Annotated in this window: 17 protein-coding genes and 1 riboswitch; of the genes, 16 read left to right on the plus strand and 1 reads right to left on the minus strand. The window is 37.7% G+C overall.

The window, feature by feature from the left end:
• Positions 1–170: 170 nt before the first annotated feature.
• The 16 genes from amaP (at position 171) to RWU19_RS07035 (ending at position 16,554) form a co-directional block, all read left to right on the plus strand.
• Positions 171–737: an alkaline shock response membrane anchor protein AmaP gene (amaP, locus tag RWU19_RS06960; protein WP_002297459.1), complete on the plus strand. Its 567-nt coding sequence runs from the start codon at positions 171–173 to the stop codon at positions 735–737.
• Positions 738–749: 12 nt separating this feature from the next.
• Positions 750–938, plus strand: coding sequence for a DUF2273 domain-containing protein (locus RWU19_RS06965; protein WP_002290682.1), 189 nt, complete (start codon positions 750–752; stop codon positions 936–938).
• Between the two features lie 12 nt (positions 939–950).
• Positions 951–1,508 (plus strand): Asp23/Gls24 family envelope stress response protein, encoded by a 558-nt coding sequence (locus tag RWU19_RS06970; RefSeq protein ID WP_002290684.1) that lies wholly within the window; start codon positions 951–953, stop codon positions 1,506–1,508.
• 31 nt (positions 1,509–1,539) lie between these two features.
• Positions 1,540–1,782 carry a GlsB/YeaQ/YmgE family stress response membrane protein gene (locus RWU19_RS06975; RefSeq protein ID WP_002290686.1) on the plus strand — a complete coding sequence of 81 codons (243 nt, stop codon included), beginning with the start codon at positions 1,540–1,542 and terminating at the stop codon, positions 1,780–1,782.
• 340 nt (positions 1,783–2,122) lie between these two features.
• On the plus strand, positions 2,123–3,337 hold the full coding sequence (locus RWU19_RS06980; protein ID WP_002340661.1) for an ammonium transporter: 1,215 nt from the start codon (positions 2,123–2,125) through the stop codon (positions 3,335–3,337).
• A gap of 30 nt (positions 3,338–3,367) precedes the next feature.
• Positions 3,368–4,795: an amino acid permease gene (locus tag RWU19_RS06985; RefSeq protein ID WP_002340660.1), complete on the plus strand. Its 1,428-nt coding sequence runs from the start codon at positions 3,368–3,370 to the stop codon at positions 4,793–4,795.
• 22 nt (positions 4,796–4,817) lie between these two features.
• Positions 4,818–5,744 (plus strand): glutaminase A, encoded by a 927-nt coding sequence (gene glsA, locus RWU19_RS06990; protein WP_002374695.1) that lies wholly within the window; start codon positions 4,818–4,820, stop codon positions 5,742–5,744.
• Positions 5,745–5,950: 206 nt separating this feature from the next.
• Positions 5,951–7,411, plus strand: coding sequence for a hypothetical protein (locus tag RWU19_RS06995; RefSeq protein WP_123838287.1), 1,461 nt, complete (start codon positions 5,951–5,953; stop codon positions 7,409–7,411).
• Between the two features lie 231 nt (positions 7,412–7,642).
• A complete protein-coding gene (locus RWU19_RS07000) occupies positions 7,643–9,406 on the plus strand; it encodes a 1-deoxy-D-xylulose-5-phosphate synthase (protein WP_123838286.1) in 1,764 nt (587 codons plus the stop codon).
• An 85-nt stretch (positions 9,407–9,491) separates the two neighbouring features.
• Positions 9,492–9,950, plus strand: a complete 459-nt coding sequence (locus RWU19_RS07005; RefSeq protein WP_123838285.1) for an ASCH domain-containing protein — start codon at positions 9,492–9,494, stop codon at positions 9,948–9,950.
• 114 nt (positions 9,951–10,064) lie between these two features.
• On the plus strand, positions 10,065–10,748 hold the full coding sequence (locus RWU19_RS07010) for an N-acetylmannosamine-6-phosphate 2-epimerase (protein WP_123838284.1): 684 nt from the start codon (positions 10,065–10,067) through the stop codon (positions 10,746–10,748).
• Positions 10,749–10,895: 147 nt separating this feature from the next.
• Entirely contained in the window at positions 10,896–11,510 is a 615-nt protein-coding gene (locus RWU19_RS07015; protein WP_123838283.1) for a flavin reductase family protein, read from the plus strand.
• Between the two features lie 15 nt (positions 11,511–11,525).
• The gene (locus tag RWU19_RS07020) at positions 11,526–11,732 is read left to right on the plus strand and encodes a hypothetical protein (RefSeq protein WP_002290696.1); all 207 of its coding nucleotides are present in this window, start codon (positions 11,526–11,528) and stop codon (positions 11,730–11,732) included.
• Between the two features lie 223 nt (positions 11,733–11,955).
• Positions 11,956–12,122, plus strand: a riboswitch (M-box (ykoK) riboswitch).
• A 124-nt stretch (positions 12,123–12,246) separates the two neighbouring features.
• A complete protein-coding gene (locus RWU19_RS07025) occupies positions 12,247–13,410 on the plus strand; it encodes an FtsW/RodA/SpoVE family cell cycle protein (protein ID WP_123838282.1) in 1,164 nt (387 codons plus the stop codon).
• Between the two features lie 92 nt (positions 13,411–13,502).
• A complete protein-coding gene (locus RWU19_RS07030; protein WP_024635234.1) occupies positions 13,503–14,387 on the plus strand; it encodes an LCP family protein in 885 nt (294 codons plus the stop codon).
• Positions 14,388–14,517: 130 nt separating this feature from the next.
• Entirely contained in the window at positions 14,518–16,554 is a 2,037-nt protein-coding gene (locus RWU19_RS07035) for a penicillin-binding transpeptidase domain-containing protein (RefSeq protein ID WP_123838281.1), read from the plus strand.
• Between the two features lie 97 nt (positions 16,555–16,651).
• Here the strand turns inward: RWU19_RS07035 and RWU19_RS07040 are convergent, their stop codons facing one another.
• Positions 16,652–17,803 carry a cation:proton antiporter gene (locus RWU19_RS07040; RefSeq protein WP_002319954.1) on the minus strand — a complete coding sequence of 384 codons (1,152 nt, stop codon included), beginning with the start codon at positions 17,801–17,803 and terminating at the stop codon, positions 16,652–16,654.
• Positions 17,804–17,876: the final 73 nt, after the last annotated feature.

Below are 17,876 nucleotides of genomic sequence, written 5' to 3' on the forward strand. Positions count from 1 at the left end.
TAAGTGATTAGTTGTTATTTCAGTATCAGAATGACAATAAAACGCCGTTATGATCCAATATCGTTTGGTAGCGCTTTATTTATTGGTGCTAAACTAACTGTTCCCTCTCTATACTGTGATTGTCGGTAGAGTTATTTACAGGGTAAAAATAAGTTTATAGGAGGTGGAAAATGAATAAGGGGTTAAAAATAATCGGTGTTATCATGAGTTTGCTGCTACTTTCAGTGTTTCTAGCAATTGCGTTAATCAATGCGCCGTATATTATGCCTGAACAATTGGAACGATTTCGCTTCTTTACCTTAACGAATTACTACATGCAACAATATATTTTCTGGGCAGCTGTAGTATTTGCCGTTCTTGCTATTATCATCTTGCTAGTCGTTCTTTTCTATCCAAAATCAAGAGGAACTTTCGTTATGAAACGGGAAGATGGCAAATTGACGATCGACAAAAAAGCGATCGAAGGGCTGGTACGTTCCCATTTACACGAAGAAGAGTTCATTCATTCACCTAAAGTACGGATACGTTCAACGAAAAATCGAATCCATATCCATGTCAACGGAGACTTGAAGCGAACTTCTTCATTAGTAGGGAAAACAGGTGTACTGATGCAAGACATCGAAGAAGAAGTGACTAGAGTACTTGGAACAAAAGAAACAGTCAAAGTAGCAGTCACATACAGCGGTTATGAAGAACAAGAAGATACAAGAGACTACAAGCACTCTCGAGTGGAATAGGAGGGCCAAATAATGAAAGAACTATTTTCAGCATACAAGCTCCCTATTATCTTTGGGGGTCTTGGACTACTGCTAGCTGTTTTATGGTTAACGATTGGATTTTTCAAAACATTGTTGATCATCATTATGACAGCAATTGGTGCAGGAATCGGGTTTTATTTAAAACAGACAGGAATAGTGGATCAATTTTTTAAATCATAGGAGGAAACAAAGATGGAAAACAAAAACATGAATACAACAAATGGATCAGTTTTAGCAAATGAAAAAGGGGAAAACCGTATGATGAATGGTGAATTGACTTATGAAGACAAAGTTATCCAAAAAATCATCGGCTATGCATTGAAAGATGTAGATGGTCTATTGACATTAGATGGCGGATTCTTTTCAAATATGGCTGAAAAATTAGTCAACACAGATAATGTAACAGCAGGTATCAATACAGAAGTAGGGAAGAAACAAGTAGCTGTGGATTTAGACGTGATTGTAGAATACGGTAAAGACATCGAAGACATCTACAACCAAATCAAAGAATTGATCAGTACTGAAGTAAACAATATGACACATTTAGATGTTATCGAAGTGAATGTGAATGTTGCAGACATCAAAACACAAGAAGAATACCAAAAAGATCAAGAAACAGTACAAGACAAAGTAACAGAAGCAGCAAAATCAACAGGACAATTTGCTTCACGCCAAACAGATAAAGCAAAAGCTGCTGTAGGCAAAGGTGCACAAAAAGTCAAAGAAAATAACGAACCACGTGTACAATAAGAAGTAAAAAGTCAGTTAGGAGGAATTTAAAATGGGATTTATTTGGGCATTAATCGTCGGAGGTATCATCGGAGCAATTGCAGGAGCAATCACGAATAAAGGATCATCAATGGGAATCATCGCAAACATCATTGCTGGTTTAGTAGGTTCAGCCATTGGACAAGCTTTATTAGGAACTTGGGGACCAACAATTGCAGGAATGGCTATCATTCCATCATTAATCGGTGCAATCATTTTAGTATTAGTCGTTTCATTCTTTGCACGTAAATTATAAGCAAATTGAAGAAAAACTTATGTTGAAATGAAGAACAAATTTGAGAACTGTAGTGAAACTTGCTGCAGTTCTTTTTTTATATATTTTTATATGAAGTATTCTTTATTCCTTATGAAAAAATAGCTTGAAAAATAAAAAAAGACGAAAATAAACGGTTTTCCATAAAAGAAGATTGTTTATTTTTTTGTCTTTATTTGGTCAAAACGATAAAAAAGCATAGCACACCAAGCTTTTATTGATTGTCTGTCTTTTATAAATACAAGAATGTATTCAAAAAAACAGAAGAAAAATACAAGTAGATTTTCTTTTATACTCGTAAACGTAGAAAGGAGGCGAAAAAATGAATACATTACCTATCAATACAGGAGATACAGCATTCATGATTTTATGTACAGCGATGGTTTGCTTGATGACTCCTGGTTTAGCATTTTTTTACGGCGGACTGGCACGGAAGAATAATATACTGACGATCATGACTCAATCTTTTCTCTCAGTTGGGATAACAACGATCATGTGGGTATTCGGTGGATTCGGATTGGCATTTGGACGAGATATCGGCGGTATGATTGGAAATCCGGCAGATTTCTTTTTGATGAGACATGTTACAAGCTTCCCCAACATGTTCCATGGAGCGACGATCCCATTTTTGATGTTCTTTCTTTACCAACTGATGTTTATCGTGATTACTGTTCCTTTGATGACAGGAGCTTTTGCAGGGAGACTGAATTTAAAAGGCTATATTATCCTTGTTGTTTGTTGGAACCTGCTGATTTACTTCCCTGTTTGCCATTGGATATGGGGCGGCGGATTTTTGGATCAGATGGGATTTAGAGATTTCGCTGGCGGAGCAGTCATCCACACGACAGCTGGATTCGGTTCATTGGCATGCATCCTCACACTTGGACAAAGAAAGATTCCTATGGGCGAAAGAACTCAGCATAGCAGTCTTATGGCAGCTGCTATCGGTACAGGTCTACTTTGGTTTGGCTGGTTCGGTTTTAACTCCGGTGGTGCACTTCGAGCAGATGATCAAGCAGTCAACGCATTTGGTTCAACATTCATCGCTCTTGCATTTGCGATGGTTACTTGGTTGATTATTGCAAAAGTAAAAGGAAATGGCTTTGATTTTGTCGACGTACTAACAGGATCCGTTGCTGGATTGGCAGCCATTACGCCTTGTGCTGGTTATGTAGAAGCAAAAAGTGCCATGTTGATCGGAATCATTGCTGGAATCGTCTGTCATGCTGCTGTTGATTTTCGTAAAAAGAAACAATGGGACGATGCACTTGATGTGTGGGGCGTCCATGGAATGGGCGGATTCACAGGGACGATTCTGATCGGAATTTTTGCAACTAACAGCCATTTATTAACAAATCCAAGCAGCTGGTACTTCTTAGGAATCCAAGTGATTGGTGTCATCATTACTGCCGTGTATGCCTATGTGCTGACAACAGCGATTCTAAAATCAGCCATGCATTTCACAACGATCACTACTACAAAAGAAGAGCAGGAAGAAGGATTAGACTTTTTCTTCTTCGGTAACAAACGCAATTGAAACAAAATCAAATAGAAAAGAGGAAGATTCATGCAACAAAGCAAAACGAAAATTCCTGCAAAGAAATTAACGTTCTTCGGCTTTTTGGCCATGACGATCTCAATGGTCGTTTCACTATATGAATATCCCACATTTGCGACCTCTGGCTTCAGTTTAGTATTTTTCTTGTTATTAGGCGGTTTGCTATGGTTTATCCCTGTGGCATTGTGTGCAGCAGAGATGGCAACGGTGAAAGGCTGGGAAAAAGGCGGTGTCTATACTTGGGTCAGTCGGACATTGGGAAAACGATTTGGTTTTGCCGCTATCTTTTTCCAATGGTTTGAGATAACTGTTGGTTACTTGACTATGCTGTATTTCTTAACTGGTGCATTATCCTATGCAACGGGGATCGACGCTATACAAAACAATAAATTTCTGAAATTGGCCATCTTATTGATTATTTTCTGGGCTATCTTGCTCTCTCAGCTAAAAGGAACCAAATACACTTCTTTAATTGCTCGAATCGGTTTTGTAGCTGGGATCTTATTGCCTGCATTAGTCTTGTTTGGCTTAGGGATCCACTATGTCGCTTCAGGTGCTCCACTACAAACGACACTGTCTATGAAAACATTGATTCCTGATTTTTCAAAATTACCTACGCTGGTTGTTTTTGTTTCCTTTATTTTAGCGTATATGGGAGTAGAAACATCTGCTAGTCATGCAAATGAAATGGAAAACCCTAAAAAGGATTATCCATTAGCAATGTTTGTATTGGTTATTCTGGCCATCATTTTAGACACTTTTGGCGGATTGACTGTGGCTACTACAGTCCCTCAACAGGGTTTGTCTCTTAATACAGGAGTGATCCAATCGTTAGAATTTTTATTAAGACACATTGATCCAAGTCTTGCATGGGTTGCGAAAATCCTTGCGATCCTTGTTTGTTTAGGTGTCATCGGAGAAATAGCTTCTTGGGTAACTTCTCCTTCAAAAGCACTTCACGTAGCGGCAGAAGAAGGATTACTTCCTGAATATTTTGCGAAAGAAAATGCACATGGTGTTCCTGCGCATTTGATGATCGCAAATGGGATTGTTGCGACAATCTGGGCAGCCGTCTTTACATTAAGTGGCGGGGGGAATAATCTTTCATTTCTTGCAGCGATGTCATTGACTGTTGTGATCTATCTAATGTTGTACTTTATGTTTTTCGCTGGCTATTTGAAGTTAGTGTTTAAAGATGAAAGTCTTGAAAGAGCCTATCAGGTTCCAGGAGGAAAAGTTGTAAAAGTAATCGTTGCTTGTTTAGGTCTTTTGACTTCACTTTTTGCTTTTTGTATCTCATTTGTTCCACCTGCAAGTATCGCAGCTGGACAGCATGGGATTTATGAAACGATTCTTATTGTTTCTTATCTTATCGTCTTAGTTATTCCATTTACGATCTACGCATGCCGTCATAAATTCCAGCATGCAGAAAAATAAAAAATGAAAGCTGGTTATTCAAATGGAAGGAAAAGAATTAGAACAATTGATTGGAAAAAATTTCCACTATTATCAAACAGGACAAGTGGCAGACTACATTCCAGCATTAGCTGAAGTGGATCCAAAACAATTAGGTATGGCGATTTATGATCTGGATACAAAACAACTGATCGAGGGAGGAGATGCCGATGTACGTTTTGCCATCGAAAGCATGTCAAAAGTTCCCGTATTGTTATTAGCAATCAAAGATAACGGAATTGAAAAAGTCTTTCAAACAATCAACACGGAACCAACCGGATTTGCTTTCAATTCTATCATGAATATGGAGATCAATCATCGCAAACACCCGATGAACCCTTTTGTTAATGCAGGAGCGATTGCAACAACCTCTCTGATTGCCGGAAAAGATGCAGATGAAAAATTTGAACGGATCGTGTCATTTATGAAAGAAATCTGTGATGATCCTGATATCACATTGAATGAAGAAATCTATCATTCTGAATCAAGAACAGGTGATATCAATCGCTCTCTTGCTTATTATATGAAAGGCAATCAAATGATCGAAGGAGATGTTCCAGAGATACTCGATGCCTATTTCAGACAATGTTCCGTCAATGTCACCGCTACAGGTATAGCAAAACTAGCCGCTGTATTGGCAAATAAAGGGATCGCTCCTTGGAATGGCAAGCGGCTCATTACTGAAGAAAGTGCAACGATCGTCAAATCGATTATGACAACTGCCGGTTTGTATGATGAATCAGGCGAGTTTTCCGTTCATGTTGGTGTACCTGCCAAAAGCGGGGTAGGTGGCGGCTTGATGGCAGCTGTGCCCAATCGTTACGGCATAGGCGTCTTCAGTCCAGCACTAGATCCATTCGGTAACAGCGCAGCTGGCATCCAATTACTGAAGGACGTAGTCAAAGAACTCGATGCTGATATCTTCGAATAGCCTTTCTTGAAAGTGGCTGGGGTAAAAGTCCAAGCGACACCAAGTTATCTAAACGATAGCTGGGATTGTAAGCTTGATTGACTTTTGTTCCGGCTTCTTTTTTTATTGGTTTTTGAAAGGGGTTTTCTAAACAAAAAGTAAATAAAAAAGCGATTCGTGGATATGTTTAAATAAAACTATAAAAAAACTGGAGGCGTGTATCAGGAATGCTGGAAAAATACATCGAGCGAAATATATTTAGAAAAGTGTATCTATGCGAACAATTATTTGAATTCCAAGAAATAGATATCGAACAAACAGCTATTTCACTAGGGGTGACCACACCGACGATCCTTCATGATCTAGAAAGTCTAGCCGAGTGTCTGGAATATTGCATAAAAGAACAAATAAGAGAGAAGCATAAGTACAAACTTATATTTAAACGAGGGATTGCTCTTTCTGAGCTTACGCAATTTTTGTATGGTCAATCTTATTTTTTAAAGTTTTTAAGTTATTATTTCAAGGGTATATTCACGAGTACAGAACTGGCTGATCTTGAATTTATTTCTTTGAGTAAAGTATATACGATCAAAAAGAGCGTCTTGGATTTTTTTAAAGAAAATGATTATTTGAAAAATAAAGAAATCATTATTCCAGAATTTGATTCGCGGAATATTCTGCTAGCTTTAGTACGTTATATCAATTGGGAAGGATATGAGAGTAAAAATCCGCATGTAGAAGAAGCTTGTAACGAGCTGATTGATTATGTAGAGACTCATTTTTTTAAAAGGAGATATTCGGAAGATGAAAAGTCCTTTATCATACGGGGAATAGAGATTGCAATCGGAAGAAAGACGTTTCCCCTTGAACTGAAAGAAGAAGATAAGAAAAGTGCGGAGACGAAGCCGTTATTTCAATTAGTCTGTCAAGGATTGGAAGAGCAAAAAGGGATGTTACACTTACAGGAAGAAGATGTCTATTATATTTTCTCTTTGTTCAATAGCAGAAATTATACCAATGAGAACATGGAGCTGTTAAGAAAAGATTTCGAAGTTGTGTATAAAAATTTTGTTCTCAATGACCTGTCACTCAATGAATTGATTTTACAGATTCTCCCAGTCGCTGAAATCGACGATGCAGACAATTTTATTTTTAAGCAATCCTTTTTACAATTCGTCCGTACGTTGTGGGCAGACGGTCAAGTATTTTTACCGGAACGAATCTATCTACTGTCAGAAAAAGAACAGCTTCTATACAGAAAAATAGTAGAAGTGCTAGACGATTGGAAAAAGAAAAACCAAATTCATCTAAGATGGAATGATAATTTCATCCGAAAATTTGTTAAGAGTCTTTCTTTGATTACCAGAGAACAGATGATACAGCAAGAGATAGAAATATTTGTTGTTTCAGAAAGTTCAGTCAAACAATTTTTTTATCGAACTCAATTTCATTTGTATGCTGAAGAAGATATGGCTGAAATAAATCCCATTTTATTTCGTTCTTTAGAAGAATTACCTGATGAATGTTTGTGTTCAAAAAAACGAGTAGTTTTATGCGATGCTGCTAGCTATCAAACTGGTTTAGAAACTGAAAAAACAAAGGTCTATCCTATCTCGTTAAAAGGTGCAAACATCCTTTTGTATCGTATTGCTCAGGAGCTTCATTTATTAAAAAAACATATTTCTTGAGGAGATCTTAAAGCAAGACAAACATCAACTTTCTACAGAGCTTTTTAAAAGACTGTAGAAGTTTTTTTATTTGTGACCTGATTTGTGCGAAAAACTACTTATATAACAAACTTTCTCCGAATTTTTTTAAAATACTATTGACTTAGAGTCAACTCTAAGGAGTAGAATAGATAAAGTGTTACAAATCTATTTTCAACTAAAAAGAAGATAGTACGGAGGAGAGAATGTATGATGAGTACAGCATTACATGTATTGGATACAATCAACAGTCCAGCAGATGTCAAAAAATTATCTGTTGAGGAAATGAAACAGCTGGCAGAAGAAATGCGCCAAAAAATCTTGCAAAAGGACAGCGATGTAGGTGGGCACGTTGGTCCGAATCTAGGTGTAGTCGAATTAACGATTGCTTTTCATTATGTATTCGATTCACCTAAGGATAAAATCGTATGGGATGTTTCCCATCAATCTTATGGTCATAAGCTGCTAACTGGTCGGAAAAATGGCTTTGAAAAAGGACATTACCATGAAGTAAGCGGGTATTCCAATCCACACGAAAGTGAACATGATTATTTTACAGTGGGTCACACATCTACATCTATCAGTTTAGCTACTGGGTTGGCTAAAGCCAGAGATCTGAAGAAAGAATCAGGAAATGTGGTAGCATTTATTGGAGATGGCTCACTAAGTGGCGGCTTAGCTTTTGAAGGGCTGAACAACGGCGGCGCTTTACAGACCAATCTAATCGTATTAGTAAACGATAATGAGATGTCTATTGATGAGAACCACGGTAGCTTATATCAGAACTTAGCAGAGCTTCGTCAAACTCACGGTGAAAGAAGTAATAACCTATTTAAAGCTATGGGATTTGATTATCGCTATGTGGATAATGGAAACGACCTAGAAACGGTGATCCGTTTATTTGAAGAAGTAAAAGATATTGATCATCCAATCGTACTTCACGTACATACGGAAAAAGGCCGCGGTTATCAGCCAGCAATCGATAATAAAATGAAATATCATTGGCACGTCCCATTTGATCTGTCTACAGGAGAAGCAAAACAGGCAGCTTCTGGAGAAACATTCAATACGATCATCATGGATTATCTGGATAAAAAAGTGCAAACAAGTACAGCACCTATTGCCGCAGTCAATGCAGCAATACCAGGCGCCTTTGGACTGAAAACATTCCAAGAAAAACATCCAGATCATTATTTTGATGTGGGAATCGCCGAGCAGCATTCCATCACGTTTGCATCTGCTTTGGCTTCTCAGGGAGTACGTCCAGTCGTCTTCCAATCGAGCACTTTCCTGCAACGGGCATATGATCAATTATCACATGATTTAGCAATCAACGAGAATCCAGTCATCATTTTAGTTGGTGGCGGAACGATCTCTGCTAGTGATCGAACACACCAAGGAACATTTGACATTCCTTATTTATCCAGTATTCCGAACATCAAATATCTTGCTCCAGCAACAAAAGAAGATATGATCTCTATGCTAGATTGGGCTTTTGAGCAAACAGAACAGCCTGTAGCTATTCGAATCCCTACTCATGGTGTGGAACATGGTAAAGCTATCGCAAATGATTACAGTATTCCAGCCTATCAGACAGTGAATAAAGGCGAAAAAGTGGCAATTTTAGCTTTAGGTGGTTTTCTTGGACTAGGAAAAGAAACAGTGGAAGCTTTTAGAGAAAAAGGAATGGAAGCAACATTGATCAATCCAGGAACAATTACAGAAAATGATGTAGAAACATTAGATAAATTAAAAGAAGTCCATGAATTAGTCATCACATTAGAAGATGGTAGTTTATCAGGCGGATTTGGCGAAAAAATCAGTCGTTATTATGGTGATTCTTCAATGCATGTGCTGAATTTCGGTGCAAAGAAAGAATTCACAGATAGTGTTCCAACAGTTAAACTTTATGAACGTTATCATTTGACACCAAGCCAAATCGTTGAGGATAGTCTACGTGTCTTAAATATTCAATAATACATCGTATTTTCCATCCAGATAATCGTTTATACTAGTATCTGGATGGTTTTTTATTATACGAAACAAAGGAGTAGATGCTCTTATGTATCAAAAAGTAGAAGAATATTTCAAAAAGTTTCAAGAAAAATATCCTAGGTATCAATCAGAAAAACTAAGCTTTTTTTCATTTGGGAATACAGAAGAAATGGCAGATGAATTGAGTGAGTTAGTGGTAAAAAAAATAAAAACCGGTACATCAAGCGGATACGATTTATACAAAAAAGAGAAGGAACCTTTACCAAAAGTGGGCCAGTTAGATGTGGTTCTGAATGGAAAAAATGAACCAGTTTGTATCATCAAAAATATAAATGTGACTATCTTGCCTTTTAGTGAAATCACGGAAGAACATGCTTGGAAAGAAGGAGAAGGAGATCGAACGTTAGCTTATTGGCGGAAAGTCCATACTGACTTTTTCAAGCATGTCTACAAAGAAGCACTGAACACGGCATTTACAGAAGAGAAGCTAATCGTATATGAAGAGTTTGAAGTAATTTTCTTTTAATAAGAAAGGCTTGCTAAAAGAAAAAGGATAGCTACTTTATTGACTCCTAGATAGAAAAGGGTTACATTTTTATAAGAAGATGTATTTCTAGAGAACGTCATTGGAGGAGATAGTGTGGATGTACTGGAAAAAATAAAAGGTGGGGTTGTCGTTTCTTGTCAAGCTTTGGAAAATGAGCCATTACACAGTTCTTTTATCATGGGGAGAATGGCTTTGGCTGCAAAAGAAGGCGGAGCAGTTGGTATTCGCGCAAATACAACAGAAGATATCAATGAAATCAAGCGAATCGTTGATTTGCCGGTAATAGGGATTATCAAAAGAGATTACGATGGGTCAGAAGTATTTATTACTGCGACAGAAAAAGAAGTGAAAGAACTTTTGGAGACGCAAGCTGAGATCATTGCACTCGATGCAACTTCTCGTAAACGTCCGACAGAAAAAACAACAGCTGAACTTGTCCAAATGATCCACGCTCACGGTCGATTAGCCATGGCAGATATTTCGACTTTTGAGGAAGCGCTTCAAGCGCAAGAAGATGGTTTTGATCTCTTGTCTACGACATTAGCAGGATATACAGAATATTCTCGAAAGACACAGACGCCTGATTTTGATTTGTTGAATCAGATCATAGAACAAGTCAATATACCAGTAGTCATGGAAGGCCATACTGACTCTCCAGAACAAGTAGAGAAAGCCTATGAATTAGGTGCTTTTTCAGTCGTCATTGGATCCATCATCACCCGTCCGCAATTCATCACTAAAAGATATGTCGAAGCCGCGAATAAAGCAAAGAACTAAAAAACACGTACGGCACAGATTCTTGACAAAAAAGAAAAATTAATAGATAGTTTAAAGCAGATTCTAAGAAGAAGAGGAAAGCGTTGCTTTTCCTTTTGTCTTCGCAGATCTGCTTTTTAGCGAATTTTATAGAAAGAAGGCGAGACCATGTTTGAACGAAGTCCTTCAGAATTGACAGAACGTGAAAATTACAAGTTGCTGATTGGTTCAGTTATCCCTAGGCCAGTTGCAGTAGTAACGACTAAGTCCGTAAATAATATAGTGAATATCGCACCCTTCAGTTACTTCAATATCGTCAGTTCGAATCCACCGATTTTATCCTTGGCGATCCAGAGAAAACAATATACAGTAAAAGACACAGCAAAAAACATTCTTGAGACAAGAGAAGCGGTCATTCATATCCTTGATGAGGACAACGTAGAAGAAGCAAATAAAACAGCAGCTAATCTGCCTAATGAGGAAAGCGAACTACACTTGACTGAATTGACTTTAACGGATTCAGCAATCATTTCAGTACCAGCATTGACAGAAGCAAAAGTTCGTTTTGAGACAACCTTATATGAACATGTCGAGATACGGAATAAAAATAAAGTAACAGCTGATTTATTTTTGCTAGAAGTACAGAAATATCATTTGAATGAAACAGTCTATGATGAAAAGACGGGAAGGATCGACCCAAGAAAGTTGAATGCTGTAAGCCGCTTGGCAGGAAATGATTATGCAGCAATAGGAGAAATTTTCACGATCGCACGTCCCCAATAAGAAGGAGTAATAGTTATGTTAAAAATAAGTTATAAACCATCAGCAGATTCAAAAGAAATGGAAAAAGAATACGAGACAGTGGATGATTTTCTGCAAGGGCAGTATTTAGAAGTTCCGCCATTGCAAGATCATTTTGTCGTCACCAAAGTTACTTTAGATGGCAAAGAAATAAGATTAACAGACCACACGATTAGCGGGTTATTCAATTACTTCAACAAATAAACATTTATTCCGAAAAGTGGAAACCACATAAAAAAACACCAAAAATAAAAAAATTATCAAGGAATCCTGGCACAATCGAACGAAACTGCGCTGGGATTCTTTTACGTTATTTGTTATTTTTTCCTAAAAAATATTAAAGATTGTTAAATTTCACTATTTCATTTCAAATTCCATTGCCTAATCCTTAGGAAAAGTCTATTATGGACTCGTAAATAGAATATAGTAATAACCTTGTTAGGTGAGGCTCCTATACAAACATAGGCTATTGCCCAGAAACGTCGAAAGTCGCCAATGGGTAAAACAGAAACTGTCGGATTAAGGCTTTTTCCAATAGCTAAGAATGTTTTCTTTACGTTGTATAGTGCTAAAACTCGGACGATGAGATGATGCTAGGTCAGAATTCTTGTTCGAAAAGGTTTCTGACCTTTTCTTTATATTTTCAAGACTGACTTATTTGATGAGACAAACTCGCTCCTCACCTGACAAGTGGTTTACTGTGTGAGGAGGAGATGCGGTGAAAAAAAGAAAAAAGATCGATTGGTGGATTTTGGGTCCTTATTTGACTTTGTCCATGATCGGTCTTTTAGAAGTATACAGTGCTAGTTCTTATCGCTTATTGCAAGCAGATGAAAATACAAAAAGTCTATTATTGCGCCAACTGATTTTCATATTTTTGAGTTGGGGCGTAATCTTCTTAGCTCGTTCAATCAAACTGCACTATTTACTTCACCCTAAAATAGCAGGATATGGTTTAGCTTTATCGATTTTCTTTTTGATCTTAGTACGAGTAGGAATATTCGGTGTCACTGTTAATGGCGCGCAACGTTGGATTTCTCTGTTTGGCATTCAATTTCAGCCTTCAGAATTAGCAAATCTTTTTCTGATTTTTTATCTAAGCTGTTTTTTTCGTGACGGAAATAATCCGCCAAAAGACCTAAAAAAACCTTTCCTGATTACAGTAGGCATAACTTTGCTGATTTTATTCCAGCCAAAGATTGCTGGAGCATTGATGATTCTTTCGATTGCGTGGGTCATTTTTTGGGCAGCAGCAGTTCCATTTAAAAAAGGAATCTATCTGATTGTTACTTTTTCCGCCTTATTGATTGGAGCAGCCGGCGGAGTATTATATTTAGGAAACAAAGGCTGGCTTCCCCAGATGTTCAATCATGCTTATGAAAGGATTGCGACTTTAAGAGATCCTTTCATAGATAGTCATGGTGCGGGCTATCAAATGACTCATTCGTTTTATGCACTATACAATGGTGGCATATGGGGGAGAGGATTAGGAAACAGTATCACAAAAAAGGGATATCTTCCAGAGACAGAAACAGATTTTATTTTTTCGATCATTACAGAAGAGCTTGGGCTAATTGGTGCATTGTGTGTACTTTTCTTATTATTCTCATTATGCATGAGAATCTTTTGTTTAAGCAGTCGTTGTAAAAATCAGCAAGCTGGATTGTTTCTTTTAGGATTCGGAACTTTGCTATTCGTTCAGACGATAATGAATGTGGGAAGTATCGCAGGGCTTATGCCAATGACTGGCGTGCCATTACCATTTGTTAGTTATGGAGGAACAAGTTATCTGATCCTTTCTTTAGGAATCGGGATCACGTTGAATATTTCTTCGAAGATACAGGCCGAAGAGTTGCCGCTCTATCGACCTGAAAAACAATAAAGAGAAACTGAGAATCTCTCAGTTTGAATTATCATAAAGGACTATCTTTTATTTTTCAAGCGAGAGATTCTTTTTAGAAAGAGGAATTCGCAATGAAAGTATTTCAAAAAATCATATTATCTGTTTTGTTACTGCTTACACTAGTAGTCGGCTTTTTTTCGATTGAATTTGTCCATGGATTTTCGTCTGCAAAACAGACCTCAACTGTAAAAAAGGTAGAGCCGAAAAGTGTCCCTACCACACTAAACGTGGCTTTGATTGGTTCGGATGCCCGTTCGAAAGACGAAAATGGTCGCTCAGATTCACTTATGGTTGCACAATACGACCAGAAAACACAACAAGCAAAACTAATCTCTATCATGAGAGACTCATATGTCGATATACCAGGTTACGGAATGGATAAAATCAATGCAGCGTACTCTTACGGAGGAGTTGATTTATTGAACCAAACATTAAAGGAAAATTTCAAATTTGAAGCCCCGTATTATGCAAGTATCACATTTCAAGATTTTATCGATTGCGTCAATGAACTGTTTCCTGATGGAGTAAAGATTGATGCAGAAAAATCTTTAGATTTAGATGGCGTATATATAAAAAAAGGGAAGCAAGTAATGGATGGCAATACGTTACTGCAGTATGCTCGATTCCGTGAAGACGAAGAAGGGGACTTTGGGAGGATTAGAAGACAGCAACAAGTGATTAAAGCTATCTCTCAGCAGCTGAAAGACGTCACTTCGATATTTAAATTACCGAAAGCAGTGGGAAAACTACTTGGCAGTATCCAAACGAACCTTCCTGAGAGTGTGCTACTGGATTGCGGTATGGATTTCCTCAAAGACGATAATAAAAAGATCGATACATTATCCGTACCAGTAGACGGCAGTTGGGACTTCAACGACAATACGCCTTCCGGAAGTGTTCTGGAATTAGATTTGACCAAAAACCAAGAAGCAATCAAAAAATTTCTGAATAATTAAGTAAAGAAAATAAAATAAAAGAAGTTAGAAATAACAATTTATGTTATGTTCTGACTTCTTTTATTATGTTAGAATAAACAGGTATAAATAGTGAAAATAAAGGAATAGCAAGCAAAAGAAGGAGGAAAAAATGAAAAGAAGTGACAAGCACGGCAAAAATCGAACAGGCGCTTATATTGCCGGCGCAGTGATCTTAATAGCTGCTGCAGGTGGCGGTTATTTTTACTACCAGCACTATCAAGAAACCCAAGCAGTAGAAGCTGGAGAAAAGACGGTTGAGCAATTTGTCCAAGCTTTGAACAAAGGAGATTATAAAAAAGCTGCAGGTATGGCATCGAAAAAGGCCACAAATAAAAGTGCATTATCTGAAAAAGAGATTTTAGAAAAATACCAAAATATTTACGGTGCTGCCGATGTCAAAGGACTTGAGATATCAAATCTAAAAGTAGATAAAAAAGATGATTCTACTTACAGTTTTTCATATAAAGCAAAGATGAATACCTCATTAGGTGAATTGAAAGATCTTTCTTATAAAGGAACATTAGACAGAAATGATGGTCAAACCACGATCAACTGGCAGCCTAACTTGGTTTTTCCAGAAATGGAAGGAAATGACGAAGTAAGCCTGACCACGCAAGAAGCAACAAGAGGGAACATTTTAGATCGAAATGGGGAACCATTAGCAACAACCGGCAAACTAAAACAATTAGGAGTCGTTCCAAGCAAACTTGGAGATGGGGACGAAAAAACGGCCAATATCAAAGCCATCGCTTCCGCATTCGACTTAACAGAAGATGCTATCAATCAAGCTATTTCACAAAGCTGGGTACAACCCGATTATTTTGTCCCATTGAAAATCATTGATGGAGCAACGCCAGAACTTCCAGCTGGAGCTACCATCCAAGAAGTAGACGGCAGATATTATCCTTTGGGTGAAGCAGCTGCTCAACTGATTGGTTACGTGGGAGATATCACAGCAGAAGATATTGATAAAAATCCAGAATTAAGCAGTAATGGAAAAATCGGACGATCTGGTTTGGAAATGGCTTTTGATAAGGATCTTCGTGGGACTACAGGTGGAAAATTAAGCATCACAGATGCAGACGGTGTCGAGAAAAAGGTTCTGATCGAGCATGAAGTCCAAAACGGCAAAGATATCAAATTGACAATCGATGCGAAGGCACAAAAAACAGCTTTCGACAGTCTAGGAGGAAAAGCTGGATCGACTGTTGCGACAACGCCAAAAACCGGTGATCTTCTTGCGCTTGCTAGCTCTCCAAGCTATGATCCAAACAAAATGACAAACGGGATCTCACAAGAAGACTACAAAGCTTATGAAGAAAATCCTGAACAACCATTCATCAGCCGATTTGCGACAGGTTATGCTCCTGGATCTACGTTTAAAATGATCACAGCAGCAATCGGTCTCGACAACGGCACTATCGATCCAAATGAAGTGTTGACGATCAACGGACTTAAATGGCAAAAAGACAGTTCTTGGGGATCGTATCAAGTAACTCGTGTTAGTGATGTGTCACAAGTAGACTTAAAAACTGCTTTGATTTATTCCGATAATATATATATGGCGCAAGAAACGTTGAAAATGGGGGAGAAGAATTTCCGTGCAGGTTTGGATAAATTCATTTTTGGTGAAGACCTTGATTTGCCAATCAGTATGAATCCAGCACAAATTTCTAATGAAGAGAGCTTTAATTCAGATATCTTGCTAGCTGATACTGGATATGGACAAGGCGAACTTCTAATTAATCCTATCCAGCAAGCAGCAATGTATTCTGTTTTTGCCAACAATGGCACACTTGTCTATCCTAAATTGATTGCAGATAAAGAGACAAAAGATAAGAAGAATGTCATCGGCGAAACAGCGGTACAGACGATCGTGCCAGATCTGAGAGAAGTTGTGCAAGATGTAAATGGTACAGCACATTCTCTTTCTGCTTTAGGGATTCCGTTGGCAGCGAAAACTGGTACAGCGGAAATCAAAGAAAAACAGGATGAAAAAGGGAAAGAGAACAGTTTCTTGTTTGCTTTCAACCCTGATAACCAAGGTTATATGATGGTTAGCATGTTGGAAAATAAAGAAGATGATGATTCAGCAACTAAACGAGCACCCGAACTATTACAATACCTCAACCAAAATTATCAATAAAGAACGACTTCTTAACTATAGTAAAAGGACTGTGACGGGATCGTCACAGTCCTTTTTTTCGAATAAACGACAGGTTCACGACCGCTTTCTGGGTCACTCACACTTCATAAACTTTTTTTGTAAAATATTTCAGAACAAGTGGAGAAATAAGTGTACTTAATAAAATCACGATTACTAAAGGTGAATAGTACTGTGGTTCGATCAATTGACTTTGCTGTCCAATTTGCAAAATGATCAAAGCCATTTCTCCACGTGAAATCATACCAGCACCGACCATCAATGAACTATGTTGAGAAAAACCGGCAATCTGAGCACCAAAATACCCTCCAAGCAATTTGGTCAAAATCGCTACAAGCGTCAATATAGAAATAAAGAGCAGCTGCTCACCAAAGTCAGAAAAATCAACTTCTAATCCTACACTGACAAAAAATACTGGTATAAATACTGCATATCCTAAGGCTTCAACATTGTGGTATACTTCTTCTTTGACCTTTGTCTGACTGACTGCTATCCCAGCAAAAAAGGCACCAATGACAGAACTAAGACCTACAAGATCCGCTACGTAAGACATACCTAAACAAATAACTAGCGATACGATGATAATAGAAGAATTTGCGTACACTTTTTCTGCAAATGAAAGCAAGAAGGGTGCAATCCATTTGACTAATAAGAAAATAAAAACAAAGTAAACGAGCTGTTCAATCAAAACAAGCGGTAAAGAAGCATTGCTAGAAGCTTCTCCAGTGAGAAAAGATAGACTGAAACTTAGGACTAAAACGACCAAAATGTCATCTACAACTGAAGCGCCTAAAATAGTTGAGCCTTCTTTCGTATTCACCACGTTTAGTTCCTTTAATACTTCAACTGAAATACTGACAGAAGTTGCTGCAAGAATAATCCCAAAGAAAATCGCTTCATTTCCCGAAACTTGGAATGCTTCGCCTGTTAGCCAACCAAAAACAACAGGGAAGATGATTCCAAGTAAAGCAACGAACATGCCTGGTCGGAAATATTTTTTCAAAAGAGATAAATCACTTTCCAGACCAGCTAAAAACATCAATAAGATTACACCAATCTCCGAGAAGTCATGGACTAGAATATCCGGTTTGACCCAATTCAATCCAGCTTGTCCTAGCAAAACACCAACAAGTAATTGTCCGATTACTGCTGGAATACCTAATCTCCTAGAGATATGTGAGCCAATCGTTGTTGAAATCAATATCAGGCATAGAATACCAATAAATTCCATTCTCATCATTCCTTTGTATAAAATATAGCCCGAACTTAGCATAACATATATTATTAATTTTTTCGGACAATAT

This window comes from Enterococcus sp. 2STP (genome assembly GCF_032465635.1).
Lineage (GTDB): Bacteria > Bacillota > Bacilli > Lactobacillales > Enterococcaceae > Enterococcus_B > Enterococcus_B lactis.